Here is a 16041-nt window from a genome sequence, read left to right as displayed (position 1 = left end):
GATCGGGGTCGGGAGGGGCGGCGGCGGGGTCGCCGCTAGCGCACCACGGGGATGGCGGCGGTGGGCGGGACGATGGCCTGCGTCGCGGCCTGGATGGCCGTGATCGCGACGGTGTTCACGATGTCCTGCACGAGCGCGCCGCGGGAGAGGTCGTTGACCGGCTTGCGCAGGCCCTGCAGGACCGGCCCGATGGCGACGGCGCCGGCCGAGCGCTGCACGGCCTTGTACGTGTTGTTGCCCGTGTTGAGGTCGGGGAAGATGAACACCGTCGCGCGTCCGGCGACCTGGGAGCCGGGCATCTTCGACGCCGCGACCGCCGCGTCCGCCGCCGCGTCGTACTGGATCGGGCCCTCGACGAGCAGGTCGGGCCGGCGCTCGCGCACCAGAGCCGTCGCCGCGCGGACCTTCTCGACGTCGGCTCCGGCTCCGCTCTCGCCCGTGGAGTAGGAGAGCATCGCGATGCGGGGGTCGATGCCGAACTGCTGGGCGGTCTCGGCGGACGAGATCGCGATGTCGGCGAGCTGAGCCTCGGTGGGGTCGGGGTTCACCGCGCAGTCGCCGTAGACCAGGACCCGGTCGGCGAGCGCCATCAGGAACACGCTCGAGACGACGGAGACGCCCGGGCTCGTCTTGATGATCTCGAAGCCGGGGCGGATGGTGTGCGCCGTCGTGTGCGCGGCCCCCGAGACCATGCCGTCGGCCAGGCCGAGCTGCACCATCATCGTGCCGAAGTAGGAGACGTCCGTGACCGTGTCGTAGGCGTGGTCGTAGGTGATGCCCTTGTGCGCGCGGATGCGGGCGTACTCCTCGGCGAAGCGCGCGCGGTGCTCCGGGTCGAGGGTGCTCAGCACGCGGGCGCCGTCGAGGTCGAGGCCGAGGCCCGCCGCGCGGGCGCGGATCTCGGCCTCCTCGCCCAGGATCGTGAGCCGCGCGATGCCGCGCTTGAGCACGGTCGCGGCGGCGCGGAGGATCCGGTCGTCGCCGCCCTCGGGCAGGACGATGTGGCGGTCGGCGATGCGCGCGCGCTCGATCAGCCCGTACTCGAACATCAGCGGCGTGACGACCTCGGAACGGCCGACGTCGAGCAGCGTGAGCAGCTCGACCGCGTCGACCGCCTCCTGGAAGAGGGCGAGGGAGGTGTCGCGCTTGCGCGGGGAGTCGGCAGCCAGTCGCCCGCGGGCCGCGGTGACGCGGACGGCGGTGTCGTAGGTGCCGAGCTCGGTCATGACGATCGGCACGCGGCTGTCGACGCCCTCGATCAGCCGGACGATCGGCTCCGGCAGCTCGAAGCCGCCGTTGAGGATGATGCCGGTGACGGTGGGGAACGTGCCGGAGGCGTACGCCATGATCACGGCGAGGACGACCTCGGGCCGGTCGCCGGGGACGATCACGACGCCTCCCTCGGTGAGCCGCGGCAGGACGTTGACCATGGACATGCCGGCGATCACCACACCGAGCGCCTCGCGGCCGAGCAGCTCCGGATCGCCCGCGACGACGACACCGTCGACCGCCTCGACCAGGCGGGACAGGCTCGGAGCGACGAGGAACGGGTCCTCGCGGATCGCCCAGACCGGGACGGTGGCGGGGATGCTCTCGCGGATCGCGGCGACGGCGTCGGCGGCGGTGTCGGGATCGGCGCGGTTCGCGATCACTCCGATGAGGCTGGCGTGCGCGGTGCGCAGCTCGACGGAGGCGAGCTCGGTGATCTGGCGCATCTCCTCGGGAGTGCGCGCGGGCGCCTGGCCCAGCTGCTCGCTGCGGGACGAGTCCCGGCCCGTGAGGACCAGCAGGACCGGAGCGCCGAGGTTGGCGGCGATGCGGGCGTTGTAGCCGAGCTCGGTGGGGCTGCCCACATCGGTGTAGTCGGACCCGAGGATGACGACCGCGTCGCACCGCGCCTCGACGCCCTTGTAGCGCTCGACGATCCGCGAGAGCGCCGCCTCGCCGTCGGCGTGGACGTCCTCGTAGGTGACGCCGATGCAGTCCTCGTAGGCGAGGCCCGAGTCGGAGTGGCCGAGCAGCATCTCGAGCACGTAGTCCGGCTCGGAGGTGGAGCGGGCGATCGGGCGGAAGACGCCGACCCGCTGCACCTGGCTGCTGAGCGCATCGAGGACGCCGAGGGCGACCGTGGACTTGCCCGAATGACCTTCGGCGGACGAGATGTAGATGCTCTGAACCATCGGATCCAGCCTACCGAGGGGGTCCCTCCGGCTGGCTGGGTAGAGGCCAGGGATGGGAGTCCGTGCAGGTCGGAGGACTGTGGAGGAGCCTCCGCCGCCACCGCGGCCCGTCAACGGAAGAAGACCCCCCGCGCACCCGCCAGAGCCCGGTTACCCTTGCTGCGTTTCCGCCCTGGGGGAGTTGGCCTGGATGGCGCCACGCGGGGAGCCGGGTGTCAGTCTAACCGACGACGGCGGCCGAGGAGAGCGGGGCGTGTCGGGGTCGTGGTCAGCGGGAGTCTCCGACACCGGCTAGTATCGATGAGTCGCGGCTCAGGTCGTGCCAGGAGGATTCGCCTAGTGGCCTATGGCGCACGCTTGGAAAGCGTGTTGGGTGAAAGCCCTCGGGGGTTCGAATCCCCCATCCTCCGCGAACGGTGCCCGTTGCTCTCGCCAGCACGGGCACCGTTTTGTTTAACCCGTGGGCGGCATTCGACCCATGGGCGCGAGCATCCGTATCGGGCGGGGCCTGCGTGATCGGCCGCCGAGGAGTCGCGCCGAAGGCGGGATCAGCCGTAGAGGTGATTCGTCCGCGCGCAGGAGTCGGAGCAGAACGCGCCACGGCGGGCGACGAGCGGGGCCGAGCAGGCGGCGCAGACGGGGCGGAAGAAGAGTTCGGCTATGGATCGCGACATGGTCCGACCGTAGGTGCCGGCACCGGATCGTGCCCGTCGCCATCCGTATAACGACATCGCGGACGAGCGGCCGGCGACACGGAGCCGCGGCGACGCGGATGCTCAGTCGGCGATGCGCTCGAGCCATTCGTCGAGCAGGAGCCGCTCCCCCGCGCTGAAGGGCTCGATCTGCGGCAGCGCGGTGCGCAGGGCGACGGCGTGCGCGACGACCGCGCGGGCGGCGGGATCGGTGGGGCCCGCCTCCGCCGTGGTGATCGCCGCGAGGACGGACTCGCGCGAGCGGGACGAGAGCTCGTCGTCCGGGTCGGCGAGGGCGGTCAGCGTGAGGGTGCAGCCGAGTGCGGCCGACTGGAGCAGGCGGGAGGCGCGCTCGACGTCGACCGTGAGGCGGCCGGCCTCGGCGACGGCGCGGACCGCGTCGAGGAGGACGCCGCGGGACAGGCGCGCCGCCTCCGACTCCTCCCCCGGCCGCGCGGTGAACATCAGCGCGTAGAGGTGCGGTTCGGCGAGCCCGAAGGCGACGTGGTGGTCCCAGGCGGCCCGGAGCGCGTCGACCGGGTCGGCCGGCGCCTCGCTCCGCTCGAAGTCGGCGAGAGCCGTGGCGAAACCGGCTGCCGCGGCCGAGTCGAGCAGCCCGCGCAGGTCGCCGAACGTCCGGTAGATCGTGGGCGCCTGCACCCCCGCCGCCGCGCTGATCGCCCGCGTCGACACCGCGTCCCGCCCGCCGTCCGCCAGCAGCTCCACCGTCGCCCGGAGGATCCGCTCCCGCGTCGTCCCGCTCTCACTCACGCTACCGACGCTAACACGCTCCCGTTAGCGCCTCGTCTCCCGGAGCCGCCCGGCCGCGTCAGCGCCGTCGAGCGGTCCCGAAGATCCCGCGCACGACCTCCCGCAGGAGGGTCCTGCCGGCGCTCGAGCCCAGGACCTCCTCGACGACCGTCTTGTCGCGGCGGGCGGTGCGGGTCCCGCGCGAGGTCGGTGCCGTGCGCCGCCGGGAGCGCTCGGCGGCCTGGTCGGCGGCGCGCTCAGCGGCGGCCCGCTCCTTGGCGCGGCGGGCGGCGTCCGCGGTCTCCTCCTTCGCGCGGCGCACGTCCTCCTTCGCGCGGCGGGCGTCGTCGTCGGCCTGCTGCTCGGCGGCGGCGCGGGCCTCCTCGGCGTCCGCGGCTGCGTCGAGTCGGCGGGTGAGGATCTCGCGGGCGGAGTCGCGGTCGAGGGACGTGCCGTAGCGCGCGAGCAGCGGCGAGCGCTGGACGCTCGCCTCGCGGTCGGCCTCGGGGGTGGGCTTCATCGAGCCGAGCGGGGCGCGCAGACGCGTCCAGGCGACCGGGGTCGGCGCGCCGCGCTCGTTCATGACCGTCACGATCGCCTCACCGATGGGGAGCGCCTGGAGGACCTCGCCGAGGTCGTAGTCGCTCTCGGGGTAGGTCGAGACGGTGGCGCGGAGGGCCTTGGCATCGTCCGGCGTGTGCGCGCGGAGCTGGTGCTGCACGCGGGAGCCGAGCTGGGCGAGGACGTCGCCGGGCACGTCCTTCGGGGTCTGCGTGACGAAGACGATGCCGACGCCCTTGGAGCGGATGAGGCGCACGGTCTGGGTGATCGCGGCGAGGAAGTCCTTCGACGCGTCGCGGAAGAGCAGGTGCGCCTCGTCGAAGAAGAACACCAGCTTCGGCTTGTCGAGGTCGCCGACCTCCGGCAGGTCGTTGAAGAGGTCGGCGAGCAGCCACATCAGGAAGGTGGAGAACAGAGCCGGGCGGTCGGCGACTCCGGGGACCTCGAGGAGGCTGACGACACCGCGCCCGTCGGCGGCGAGGCGGAGGAACTCGGCCGTGTCGATCTCGGGCTCGCCGAAGAACACGTCGGCGCCCTGGTCGGCGAACGCGATCAGCTCGCGGAGGATCACCCCGGCGGTCGCCTTCGACAGCCCGCCGAGCTCGGCGAGCTCGGCCTTGCCCTCGTCGCCGACGAGGTAGGTGAGCACGGCGCGGAGGTCGGACAGGTCGACGAGCGGGAGGCCGGCGCTCTCGGCGTAGTGGAAGACGAGGCCGAGGCTCGACTCCTGCGTGTGATTGAGGCCGAGCACCTTCGCGAGCAGCAGTGCTCCGAAGCCGGTGACGGTGGCGCGGACAGGGATGCCGGTGCCGATGCCGCCGAGCGCGAAGTACTCGGCGGGGGCCGCCTCCGCCCGCCAGTCCTGGCCGATGCCGCGGGTGCGGGCGAGCAGCGCGTCGGTCGCGGTGCCCGGAGTGGCGAGGCCGGAGAGGTCGCCCTTGATGTCCGCAGCGAAGACGGGGACGCCGTGGGCCGAGAGCTGCTCGGCGAGGACCTGCAGCGTCTTGGTCTTGCCGGTGCCGGTCGCGCCGACGACGAGGCCGTGCCGGTTGAGCATGCCGAGCGGGATGCGGACGGGGACGTCGATCCGCGCGTCGCCGTTGACGAGGGCGCCGAGCTCGAGGGCCGGGCCGGAGAACGCGTACCCGGCGCGCACCGCGTCGACGGCGCTCTCGGGGAGCGGGCCGGGGGCCGGGGCGGGCGCGGAGGGCGCGGGCGGAGCAGCGGCTTCCGGAGCGACGACGGGCGGAGCATCGGCCCCCGGAGCAACCGGACCGGAGGAGACGGAGACCGCAGCGACGGCGTCAGCAGCAACGGGAGCGGCGGACTGCTCCGCTCCGCTCTCCGACGCCGCGACCAGCCGCACGTCGTCCGCGACGGCCTCCGCCTCCTCCGGGCCGGCCGCCGCGTTCAGCGCCGCGGCCGCCGCCTCCGCTCGCGCCAGGGCCTCGGCGGCCTCCGCCTGCAGTCGGCGGGCGGCCTCCAGGGCCGCGCGCGCCTCGTCCCTCGCCGAGGCGAGCCCGTCGTCGTCACTCATGGGCTCAGCCTAGGGTCGGCGGCGCCGGTCAGTCCTCGCGGACGTGCCAGGACTGTCCGTACCCGCCGTCGGCCTCGGGGCGGGCCATCAGCTCGAGGAACGGGTCGGCGCTGAACGCCTCCGGCCCGAGCACTCCGGCGCCGGTCCACACGCCGGTCGCGAGGAGCTCGAGCGCGACCACCGGGTTGAGCGCCGTCTGCCAGACCACGCACTGGGTGCCGTACTCGGCCATCGTCCACTCGTTGTCGCTCACGTGGTAGAGGTACACCTCGCGGTGAGCGCCGTCCTTCGTGCCCGAGACGAAGAGGCCGGCGCAGGTCCTGCCGGTCATCCGCGGGCCGATGCCGGCCGGATCGGGCAGAGCGGCGGCCACGACGTCGCGCGGCGACACCTCGACGGGACCACCGGCCGAGCGGACCCGCAGGGGCTCGGTGCTGTCGAGGCCGAGGAGGTGGAGAGTGCGCAGGACGCCGATGAACTGCTCGCCGAGGCCGTACTTGAAGGTGACCTTCTTCGCGTCCAGCCAGCGCGGCATCAGCAGCACCTCCTCGTGCTCGACGTTCACGCACTCGACCGGACCGATGCCCTCGGGGAACTCGAACACCTCGGGCTCCGAGAAGGGGGCCGTGGTGTACCAGCCGCGGTCGCGCTCGAACACCACCGGCGGGTTCAGGCACTCCTCGATCGTGGTCCAGATGGAGAAGGACGGAGCGAAGATCTCGCGGCCGTCCGCGTCGTGCACGACGAGGTTCGCGCCGTCTCGCACTCCCAGCTCGTCGATCTCGTCGAAGAGGTGGTCGGAGGCGTAGCGGGCGAAGACATCGGAGAGCCCCGGCTCCACGCCCATGCCCACCAGGGCGAGGCGGCCGCGGGAGGACCACTCCTCCGCGGCGGCGAACTGCTCGTCGCCGAGCTTGAGCCCGGTCAGCTCGTGGGGCTGCTCGGGGTGCGGGAGGGAGAGGCTCATCGCCATGTCGAGGTAGTCGGCCTCGGCGGCGAGCGCTCCGGCGAAGATCGTCGGGACGAAGCGCGGCTCGACCGCGTTCATCACGTGGGTCGCCCCGTGCGCGCGGGCGACGGTCTCGACGTTCTCGGCGTCGGAGGCGTCGATCCGCGCGGCGACGAAGCGGTCGTCCGCACCGTGCCGCTCCGCGATCCAGGCGACCGTGCGCTCGGCCCGGGCGAGGTCGTAGTCGCAGACGATGATCTGCTCGAAGAAGGAGCGGCGCGCGGCGATCTTCGCGAAGGCGTCGCCGACGCCGCCGGCGCCGACCAGGAGGATTCTCATGGGGACACCGTAGCGACGGATCGCGTCGTCCACCATGCCGAACACCGACGGAATCGGAGTGGCGCGCCTCCTTCGGCCACCGGATCCGTCACAGGGCGGCCCGCTCTCCCCGCTCGAGCAGGCGGAGGAAGCCGGAGAGGTGCTCGAGGCCGGTCAGCGAGGTCGGGAGCGAGGCGGCGAGCGCCGGCGAGTGCACCAGGTACGCCGCCCACTTCGCCCGCGAGACCGCGACGTTCAGGCGGTTGGGCAGGAGGAGGAACTCCATCCCGCGCGGGACGTCCGCCCCCGAGGACGCGGCGAGGGAGACGATGGCGACCACCGCCTCCCTGCCCTGGAAGAGGTCGACCGTGCCGACCGGCGTCTCCTCGAGGCCCGCGGCGTCGAGGGCGGCGCGGAGGAGCCCGCCCTGAGCGTTGTAGGGCGCGACGACGATGACGTCGGCCGCTGTCAGCGTCCGCTCGCCGTGCTCGTCGGTCCAGGTGCGGCCGACGAGGGAGAGGGCGATCTCGACGACGCGCCTCGCCTCGTCCGGCGAGGAGGTGGTGTCGCCCGCGTGCTCGACCGGGACGGAGTGCACGCCCGGCTCGACCCCCTCCAGGTGGCGCACCTCCGGCGCCCGCGACTGCAGCGCGCCCTCGTAGGAGAGCTCGGAGACGGCGTCGGAGAGCGCCGGGTGCATCCGGTGGGTCTGCGCGAGGAAGTAGCCGTACTCGGGCGGGAGGACGTCGTGACCGTCGGCGAGCCAGCCGAGCGCCGACTCGTCGACCGGCTCCGGGTGCGCGCCCTGGCTCACCTGGGGCAGCTGCTGAGGGTCGCCGAGCAGGAGCAGGCGCTGAGCGGAGACGGCGGACGCGATCGTCGGAGCGAGCGAGAACTGCCCGGCCTCGTCGACCACCAGGAGGTCGAGCGAGCGGCGCGGCACGGTGACCGGGTTCGCGAAGGTCCAGGCGGTGCCGCCGATGACGCAGCCGCCGCCCTCCTCGAGGACCGCGGTGAGTGCCGCCGCGTTCTTCACCGGCGCCCAGGGCGCGGCCTCGAGCGCCTCGGGCGACGTGCCGCTCCTGGGCACTTTCGCCACCCGGGAGGGATCGACGCCGCGGCCGACGACCGCGCTCAGCACGTTCTCGACCACCGAGTGCGACTGGCCGACCACGCCGATCCGCCAGCCGTGCTCGTTCACCAGCCGCGCGATGACGTGGGAGCCGACGTAGGTCTTCCCGGTGCCGGGCGGCCCCTGCACGGCGAGGGTCGCCCGGTCGAGTCCGAGCAGAGTCGTGACGACCGCGCCGATCACGTCGTCGCCCTGCACAGGAGCGACGGCGGCCGGCGGCACGCGGCGGAGGACGTCGAGCGCCGGGTCGGCCGGCATCGCGGGCAGCGCGTCGAGGACCTCGGCGCCCCACTCCGCGATCGCCTCGGGCTGGGGAGCGGCACGCGGCGGCGGCGCGGGGGCGAGGGCCACGGGGGCGTCGTCGTGAGGCTCCTCCCCCGCCTTCAGGCCCTCCTTGAGGAGCAGGACGATCCGCTCGCCGTCGTCGTCGACCGCGAGGATCTCGGAGCGCTCGGAGGCGCCGCGCAGACCGGGACCGGGTGAGGGCGCACCGGGGGGCGCCGGGGCCTCGTAGACCAGGTACGGCGAGGAGCCGACGCCGAGCCGGCTGCCGGGAGCGAGCCGGCCGAGGATCCGCAGCTCGCGCGACTGCGTGCGGGCCCGCGGGAGCTTCGCCCAGTCGCGGACGACCTCGACCCGGTCGATCATCACGACGTCGCGGGTGTCCGCCCACTCGTCCAGCGGCTGCCGGAGGCGGTCGAAGTGCTCCTGCCAGAAGGTCTTGGCCTCGCGGCGGTGGTAGTCGATCGCCGCGCCGGCGAGGGCGAGCGCGGTCTGGTCGGGCGTGCGCTCGCGCGGCTCGATCCCCTCGACCTGCTCCAGCAGGGCAACCGCGACCGGGTGCGGCTCGCGGGGCACGGGGATCTCGACCTCGAGCAGCGGCGGCAGCTCCTCGCGCGGCGGAGCGAGCTCGAGGAGCCAGTCGCGCAGGCGCAGCGTGGAGCGGCAGTCGTAGGCGTTGTACTCGGCGACGAGGTCGAGCCGGCGCCGGCCGTCGACCGGATCGGCCTCCAGCGCCGCCCGCGCCTCCACGTACATCTCGATGCTGTCGGCGGCGTTCGTGACGCCGGACGCGTCCCGCTCCTCCTCGCCCATGTAGAGCGGCTCCAGCTTCTTCAGCGAGTAGCTGCGCGAGCCCACGCGGAGCGCCCGCCGCACCACCGGGTACAGGTCGACCAGGACGCCGTCGCGCAGGAGCGCGTCGACCTCTTCCTCGCCGACGCCGTGCCGGAGCGCGAGCGAGAGCAGGTGGCTGCGCTCGTAGGAGGCGTAGTGGTAGACGTGCATCCGGGGGTGCTCGGCGCGGCGGGCCTGCAGCAGCGCGAGGAAGTCGAGGAGCGCGCGGCGCTCGTCCGCGAGGTCGTGCGCCCAGAGCGCGGTGAAGCGCTCCTGGTCGTCGACCATGCCGAAGAGGTAGTCGAGGCCCCACTCGCGGGTGTCCTCGGTGTACAGCGGGTCGCCCTCGAAGTCGAAGAAGAGGTCGCCCGGGTCGGGGGCGGGCAGCGCGGCGAGCACGGAGGCGTCGATCACCTCGACGGTCGGCACCGGCGACGACTCCGACCGCAGCTGCAGCCTCGCCTGGGCGCGCAGGCCCTCGAGCGTGCCCGCGCCCAGGCCGGGCACGGGGCCGTCGTGCTCGGCCAGTGCGTCGAGGGTCAGGACGCCGGCCGCCGCGAGCTTCGCGCGCTGGTCGAGCCGCATCCCGGCGACGAGGATCGGATCGCGGTGCGCCTGGACCTCGGGCGCGCAGACGGAGCAGCGCCCGCAGGAGGGATACCGCGGATCGCCCCACGCCAGCGGCTCGTCGGCGGCGAGGCGCTCGGCGAGCACGGCGCGGAGCCGGGCGCGCTGCACCCGCTGGACCGGGGCGACGACGGCCAGCTCGTGGCTGGTGACGGAGCCGTCGCCGAGCACGAGATGCACCTGCTCCCCCACCCGGATGCCGCGGGCCTGCATCTGCTCGGCGTAGGCGGCGAGCTGCAGCAGCGCCGGGATCTTCGCGTGCCGGGCGAGCTTGGTGTCGTAGACCTCGTAGGCGCCGTCGGCGGTGCGGAGGAGGAAGTCCGAGAAGCCGAGGAACTCGCCGTCGAAGAAGGTGGCCTGGTAGAGCACGTCGACCCCGGCGCGCATCGCCTCGACGGCCGCCTCGGCCGCCGCGGGGTAGCCGGCGGGCTCGGGGCGCTCGAACTCGAGCACCTCGTGCGTGCGCTTCAGCGCGGCGAGGAAGCGGTGCTCGTGCTCGTCGCCGAGCACCGCGGTGCGCTCGAGCATCGCGTCCTTCTCGGCCTCGAGTCGCGGGGCGCGGCCCAGGAGGGCGTCGAACCGGCGGAGGACGGCCCACTCGCAGGCCGCCCAGTTCGACAGGTCGGTGGGGCTCGTGACCACGCGGCCGGACTCCAGGTACACGCGACTCCTTCCGCGACCACCGGGCGGCGATCGGCTCCAGGCTAGGGCGCCCCTCCGACACTCGTGCGGCGCGGCGACCGCCCGCGCCGCTCCGCCTCCGCGTGGCAGGCTGGGCCGATGACCCGCGCGCGCTTCGAGATCATCCCGGCCGACGACATCGGCGAGCGCGCCGCGCGGGCGTTCCCGGACCCCTCCGCGGTGACGCTGACCGTGACGAGCCTGCCGAAGCACGGGACCGGGCGGACCGTGGACTGCGCGGTCGCACTGGCCGGCCGCGGATTCCGCGTGGTGCCCCACCTGGCGGCGCGGAACGTCGGGGGCCGCGGCGCGCTGGAGCGGGTCCTCGGTCGGATGGGCGAGGCGGGGATCGACGAGGCGTTCGTGATCTCGGGCGACGCGTCCTCGGCGGCGGGCACCTACTCCACGAGCCTCGAGCTCATCCGCGACGCCCGCGAGATCTCGCCCGGGCTGGCCCTGGACATCGCGGGCTACCCCGAGGGCCACCCGCACCTCTCCGACGAGAGCATCGAGCGGCACCTGCGCGAGCGCGCTCCGTTCATCCGCTCGGTCGTCACGCAGATGTGCTTCGACGTCGACGCGGTGGTCCGCTACGCCGACCGGCTCCGCGAGACGGGGATCACCGCCGACCTGTGGGCGGGGGTGCCGGGGCCCGTCGAGCGCTCGCGGCTGCTGGCGCTCGGCGCGCGGATCGGAGTGGGCTCCTCGCTCGGCTTCCTGAAGCGGAGCACCTCAGTGGCCGGCGGGCTGCTCCGCGGACGCCGCTTCGACCCGTCCGCCTTCGTCGCGCGACTGGAAGCGGCGGCGGGCGACCGCCTCGCGGGCCTGCACGTCTACACCTTCAATGAGCTCGACTCCCTCTCCGCCTTCGGCTGATCGGCAGGCCTCCGCGCTCCTCGGGCGCCGCGGACGACGGACCCCGCGATCCCCCGGCCCTCCCACGGGGAGGGTCTGCGCGCGTCAGGTGGTGCGGCGGATCCAGATCGGCGGGTGCGGGAGCTCGGCCTCGGTGCGCAGGCGGCCGGCGAGCGGAGCCCAGACCACGAGCGCCACCCCGATCCCGAGCAGCAGGCCGCCGACGGTGTCGCTCAGCCAGTGGGCGCCGAGGTAGGTGCGGCTCGCCATCATCGCCACGGTGTAGAGGAAGCCGGCGATCCAGACCCACAGCAGCGGGAACACCAGGGCCAGCACCATCGCCGTCGTCGCGGCGTTGGCGGTGTGGCCGGAGGGGAAGGAGCCGTAGTCGCTGGTGACGAGCATGTCGGCCGGGCGGGCGCGTCCCACCAGCTCCTTGACGAGCTGGGTGGCGCCCACGCTGACCAGCGCGGCGATCGCGTAGTAGAGCGCGGCCCACCGCCTCCGGAACACCAGCAGCACGGCGACGATGCCGAGCGGGATGAGCGTCGTGCCGACGAGTCCCGCGCCGACCGTGTTCATGACGAGGGCCGGGATGTCCCACACCGGCGAGCGGTGCTCGACGATCTCGTCCATCCACTCCACGTCGAAGCGGAAGGCCGAGGTGGGGCGGAAGGCGATCAGCACGGCGAGGAGCACCGTGAGCAGGATCGCGAGCGACGCGGAGATCAGCGGCCAGCGGCGGGAGACCCGGTGCGCCGCCTCCTTCGTCAGCAGCCGCGCGGCGACGTCGTCGGACGGCACCTGCTCGCGCATCCGCGAGCGCTGGACGGCGTCCGGGCGCGCGATTCCGGGCTCGGTCGACAGTCGGTCGTCGCGGTGATCCATCCGGACATGATGCCGCCAAAGGCGTTCCCCCGCTGGGGGTTGCGGGACGGCTCGGCCGGCCGCTCGGATGCCCGGCCTCTCCCCGCGGACGTCCGCGGCGCGGCTCAGCCGGCCGCGCGGGCCAGGCGGGCGGCGCGGAGGGCGTCGAGCCGGGTCGGCTCGGAGGAGCGGGCGAGGAGCCGCGCGGCGACGGCGCTCACGCGGGAGTCGTCCGAGGCGGAGGCCCGCTCGAGCGCGGCGGCCGCGTCGGGACCGGTGATCGAGCCGAGCGCCATCACGGCCGAGACCGCGAGGGCGGAGTCGTCGCTGCCGGCGGCCCTGTCCAGCGCGTCGACGGCCGGTCGTGCGTCGACGCCCAGGTAGCCGAGGGCGGCGGCGGCGTGACGGCGGACCGGCGCGGACCCCTCGCGGAGGGCCTGCTCCAGACCGGGGACGGCCGCGGCGCCGAAGGAGGCGAGGACGTCGGTGAGCACGTTCTGCGCCTCCGCGTCGTCGTCGCCGAGCAGGCCGAGCAGGACCGGCAGCGCACGCTCGTCGCCGAGGCGGCCCAGCGCGAAGCGGGCCTTCGCGGCGACGGCGGGCTCGGAGTCGGCGGCCAGCGGGGCGATGTCGTCGAGCGTGTGCGGGTCGAGGATCTTGCTGAGCACGTGCAGCGCCTGCGTGCGCACCCGCGGCTCGCGGCCGAGCGCCTCGCGGGCGACGGGGACGGCTGCGGAGCCGAGCCGGCCGAGCGACCAGGTGAGCACGTCGCGGACGAAGAAGTCCGGCTCCTCCCAGAGGTGCGCGGCGAGGGGCTCGGCGGTGGCGGGCTCGGCGAGCTCGCCCAGGGTCATCGCCGCGCGGAGGCGGACGTCGCGGTCGGGGTCGGAGAGCTCGGCGAGCAGGGCGGAGGAGTCGCGGGAGGACATGGGAGGGGACTGTAGCAGCGGTGCTCGGGAGCGGATCCAGCGAGGGTCGGAACGCCCGGGAGGAGCCGCAGGAGCGGGGCGCGCCGGACCGCCGGGACCCGCCGGAGCCGCCCGCTCAGTCCTGCAGCGCCGGGACGCTCCTCGGCCGGACGATCAGCCAGAGCGCCAGGATCGACACGGTCGCCGTCGCCATCATCACCAGCGCCATCGGCACGGCCGAACCGGCGCCGAAGATCCCCGAGATCGGCGACAGCAGTCCGGCGGTGCCGAAGTTCACCGCTCCGAGCAGCGACGCGGCCGTCCCCGCCTCCCGGCCGTGGTTGACCAGGCCGAGGACCTGCACGCAGGGGAAGCTGAAGCCGCACGACGCGATGAAGAACCACAGCGGGACCAGCGTGCCCCAGAGCCCCAGCCCGAGCACGTCGAAGAGGGCGATCAGGCCGGCGGAGGTGAACAGCGTCAGCGTCGTGATCGCGAGGATCCACTGCGGACCGATCCTCCGGCTGAGGTAGGAGGACGCCTGCACGCCGAGGACGACGCCGAGCGAGTTCACGGCGAAGAGCAGGCCGTACTGCTGCGCGTCGAATCCGTAGAGGCCCTGGAACAGGAACGAGGAGCTGGAGAGGTAGGTGGGCAGGCCGGCGAAGGTCATGCCCCCGATCACCGCCACTCCGAGGAACACGCGGTCGCTGAGGACGGCCCGGTAGCGCTGCACGAGCGAGCGGTGCTCGCGCTCGTGCCGGGCCGCGCGGGGCCGCGTCTCGACGACGAGGAGGCCGACGGCCGCGACGACCAGCACGCCGTACGCGGCGAGGAAGACGAAGATCCCGCGCCAGTCCATGATCAGCAGCAGCTGCGAGCCGATGACCGGCGCGAGCACGGGCGCGAGGCCCGACACCAGGGCGAGGCGGGACAGCATCCGCACCAGCGGGCGTCCGCCGAAGAGGTCGCGGACCATCGCCATCGCGACCACGCCGCCCGCCGCCGCGCCGGCTCCCATCAGGAAGCGGAAGACGCCGAGCGTGACGATCTCGGGGGCGAGCGCCGCGCCGACGCAGGCCAGCACGTGCAGCGACGTGGCCAGCAGGATCGGCAGGCGCCGGCCGACCGCGTCGCTCCAGGGGCCCACGACCAGCTGGCCGAGCGCGAAGCCGAGGGTCGTGCCGGTCAGCGTCAGCTGGACCGCCGCCTCCGAGACGTTCAGCTCGCTCTGCAGCGCGGGGAACGCCGGCAGATAGAGGTCGATCGTGAACGGCCCGAGGGCGGTCAGCGAGCCGAGGACGATCACGTAGACGAGGCGCTGGCGGGCCGTGAGGGCGTCGCCCGGGTGGCGGTGCACGGGGACGGAGCCGGTCGGAGTCGAGGCGAGAGTGGACACGGAGTGCCTTCCTGCGCGGGGCGCAGCGGGATGGGAGGGAGAGGTGCGGCCGGTGTCGTCCTCGGCGCGGGAGCGGACCCGATCGGCTCCACGCCGCTCGGTCGAATCAATTCGACCACGTGTCGGTCAGCGGCGCCACCCCTCGGCCCGCCGACGGGTCAGACCGGGTGGAGCGGAGTGCCGAGCGGGTCGGCCAGCAGACGCTCGAAGGCGAGCTCAGCAGCGCCCAGCATGAGCAGATCGGCGCCGAGCTCGGTCCGCACGATGCGCACGGAGTCGAGCGCGACCCGGAAGGGACCGCCGCGGCTCAGGCGCTCCTCCAGGAACCCCGGCGCGACTCCGATCAGCGCACCGAGGAAGCCGCCCAGCACCACGAGCTGCGGGTTGAACACGTTGATCACGTTGCGCAGGGCGACCGCGAGGTGCCCGAGCTGGCGCTCGACCTCGGCGCGGACGGCCGGGTCCTCGGAGGCGGCGAGCGCCTCCTCCAGCCGCTCGCTCTCGTCGAGGCCGAGCACGGTGAGCAGCTCGGCGCGGCCGACCTCGGTCTCGAGGCAGCCGACGGCGCCGCAGTGGCAGTCGATGCCCGCGCTGTTGACGAGGGTGTGGCCGATCTCCCCCGCGTAGCCGTCGATGCCGTGCAGAGGCGCACCGCCGACGATGACGCCGGCACCCACTCCGCTCGCGCCGCCGTTGAGGTAGACGAGGTGCGAGACGTCGCGGCCGGCGCCGAGGACGCTCTCGGCGAGCGCGCCGAGGTTGGCGTCGTTCGCCGAGAGGACGGGCAGGCCGGTCGCGTCGGCGAGCATGCGGGAGAAGGGCTCGTCGTCCCAGCCGAGGTGCGGGCCGACCCGGACCAGGCCGTCGGCGTCGCGGACGAGACCGGGCACGGCGACGCCGATGCCGACCGTCCGCGTCTCCTCGGGCAGTTCGGCCAGCAGCTCGGCGACCGCCTCGGCCGCCAGACGAGCGGCGGCCTCGGCGGTGGGGACGGAGGCGGAGCGGCGGATGCGGCGGCGGACGACGGCGTCGACGCCGACCACGGCGACCGTGACGGCGTCGATCTCGGGGTTCACGGCGAGCGCGACGACTCCGGGATCGGCCTCGACGACCGGGCTCGGCCGGCCGACCTGGTTCGGCGTGGCGGGCTCGCGCTCGCGCACGATGCCGAGCTCGACCAGCTCGCCGACCAGCGCCGCGATCGTCGAGCGGTTGAGGCCGGTCAGGCGGGTCAGCTGCGAGCGGGAGCGGGGGCCGCCGCGGTGCACGAGGCGGAGGATCGCCGAGAGGTTGTGGCGCCGGACGCGGTCGAGGTTGTTACCGCGCGTCGCGTGGTCGGGCATCCGCGGTCTCCTCTGCTGGCCGATGCCAGCCTATCGGCGGGTCGGACGGCGCCCGCCGCCCCCAGCGTCAGTTGAGACGGGGGTCCCTCCGCCCTGGAGCGAGGGACCCCCTTCTCAGCTGACGGC

11 protein-coding genes, 1 tRNA gene and 1 other RNA gene are annotated in these 16041 nt (G+C 74.1%); 2 read left to right on the top strand and 11 right to left on the bottom strand.

Translation table 11 applies throughout. The features are described from left to right. Window positions 1-35 precede the first annotated feature (35 nt). Both pta and ffs read right to left on the bottom strand, forming a co-directional pair. The gene (gene pta / locus C5D08_RS15560; RefSeq protein WP_104227473.1) at window positions 36-2180 is read right to left on the bottom strand and encodes a phosphate acetyltransferase; all 2145 of its coding nucleotides are present in this window, start codon (window positions 2178-2180) and stop codon (window positions 36-38) included. A 116-nt stretch (window positions 2181-2296) separates the two neighbouring features. Next, window positions 2297-2393: signal recognition particle sRNA small type (gene ffs, locus C5D08_RS15555), an RNA gene on the bottom strand. A 112-nt stretch (window positions 2394-2505) separates the two neighbouring features. Here ffs and C5D08_RS15550 point away from each other — a divergent pair. Beyond that, window positions 2506-2590: transfer RNA gene (locus C5D08_RS15550), tRNA-Ser, on the top strand. 138 nt (window positions 2591-2728) lie between these two features. On the opposite strand, the gene C5D08_RS17440 is transcribed toward C5D08_RS15550, so the two are convergent. The 5 genes from C5D08_RS17440 to C5D08_RS15530 all read right to left on the bottom strand — a co-directional run bounded on the left by C5D08_RS17440 (window position 2729) and on the right by C5D08_RS15530 (window position 10525). Next, window positions 2729-2854 carry a hypothetical protein gene (locus C5D08_RS17440; RefSeq protein ID WP_258060618.1) on the bottom strand — a complete coding sequence of 42 codons (126 nt, stop codon included), beginning with the start codon at window positions 2852-2854 and terminating at the stop codon, window positions 2729-2731. A 102-nt stretch (window positions 2855-2956) separates the two neighbouring features. After that, window positions 2957-3643 (bottom strand): TetR/AcrR family transcriptional regulator, encoded by a 687-nt coding sequence (locus C5D08_RS15545; RefSeq protein WP_104277790.1) that lies wholly within the window; start codon window positions 3641-3643, stop codon window positions 2957-2959. Between the two features lie 58 nt (window positions 3644-3701). Continuing rightward, window positions 3702-5720 (bottom strand): helicase HerA-like domain-containing protein, encoded by a 2019-nt coding sequence (locus tag C5D08_RS15540; RefSeq protein WP_104277789.1) that lies wholly within the window; start codon window positions 5718-5720, stop codon window positions 3702-3704. Window positions 5721-5748: 28 nt separating this feature from the next. Continuing rightward, on the bottom strand, window positions 5749-7008 hold the full coding sequence (locus C5D08_RS15535; protein ID WP_104234533.1) for a saccharopine dehydrogenase family protein: 1260 nt from the start codon (window positions 7006-7008) through the stop codon (window positions 5749-5751). An 88-nt stretch (window positions 7009-7096) separates the two neighbouring features. Next, the gene (locus tag C5D08_RS15530; RefSeq protein ID WP_104277788.1) at window positions 7097-10525 is read right to left on the bottom strand and encodes a bifunctional RecB family nuclease/DEAD/DEAH box helicase; all 3429 of its coding nucleotides are present in this window, start codon (window positions 10523-10525) and stop codon (window positions 7097-7099) included. A 117-nt stretch (window positions 10526-10642) separates the two neighbouring features. On the opposite strand from C5D08_RS15530, the gene C5D08_RS15525 reads away from it, so the two are divergent. Next, entirely contained in the window at window positions 10643-11419 is a 777-nt protein-coding gene (locus tag C5D08_RS15525; RefSeq protein WP_104277787.1) for a methylenetetrahydrofolate reductase, read from the top strand. Between the two features lie 84 nt (window positions 11420-11503). Here C5D08_RS15525 and C5D08_RS15520 read toward each other — a convergent pair whose 3' ends face one another. The 4 genes from C5D08_RS15520 to C5D08_RS15505 all read right to left on the bottom strand — a co-directional run bounded on the left by C5D08_RS15520 (window position 11504) and on the right by C5D08_RS15505 (window position 15915). Then, complete coding sequence (locus C5D08_RS15520) at window positions 11504-12286, bottom strand: phosphatase PAP2 family protein (protein ID WP_258067432.1); 783 nt, start codon at window positions 12284-12286, stop codon at window positions 11504-11506. Window positions 12287-12390: 104 nt separating this feature from the next. Then, window positions 12391-13194 carry a HEAT repeat domain-containing protein gene (locus C5D08_RS15515; protein ID WP_104277786.1) on the bottom strand — a complete coding sequence of 268 codons (804 nt, stop codon included), beginning with the start codon at window positions 13192-13194 and terminating at the stop codon, window positions 12391-12393. A 115-nt stretch (window positions 13195-13309) separates the two neighbouring features. Continuing rightward, window positions 13310-14572, bottom strand: coding sequence for a multidrug effflux MFS transporter (locus C5D08_RS15510; RefSeq protein ID WP_181110205.1), 1263 nt, complete (start codon window positions 14570-14572; stop codon window positions 13310-13312). Window positions 14573-14730: 158 nt separating this feature from the next. Beyond that, the gene (locus C5D08_RS15505) at window positions 14731-15915 is read right to left on the bottom strand and encodes an ROK family transcriptional regulator (protein ID WP_104277785.1); all 1185 of its coding nucleotides are present in this window, start codon (window positions 15913-15915) and stop codon (window positions 14731-14733) included. Between the last annotated feature and the right edge of the window lie 126 nt (window positions 15916-16041).

This window comes from Rathayibacter sp. AY1B6, from assembly GCF_002932755.1.
GTDB lineage: Bacteria > Actinomycetota > Actinomycetes > Actinomycetales > Microbacteriaceae > Rathayibacter.
This window is presented reverse-complemented; position numbering and strand designations above follow the sequence as displayed.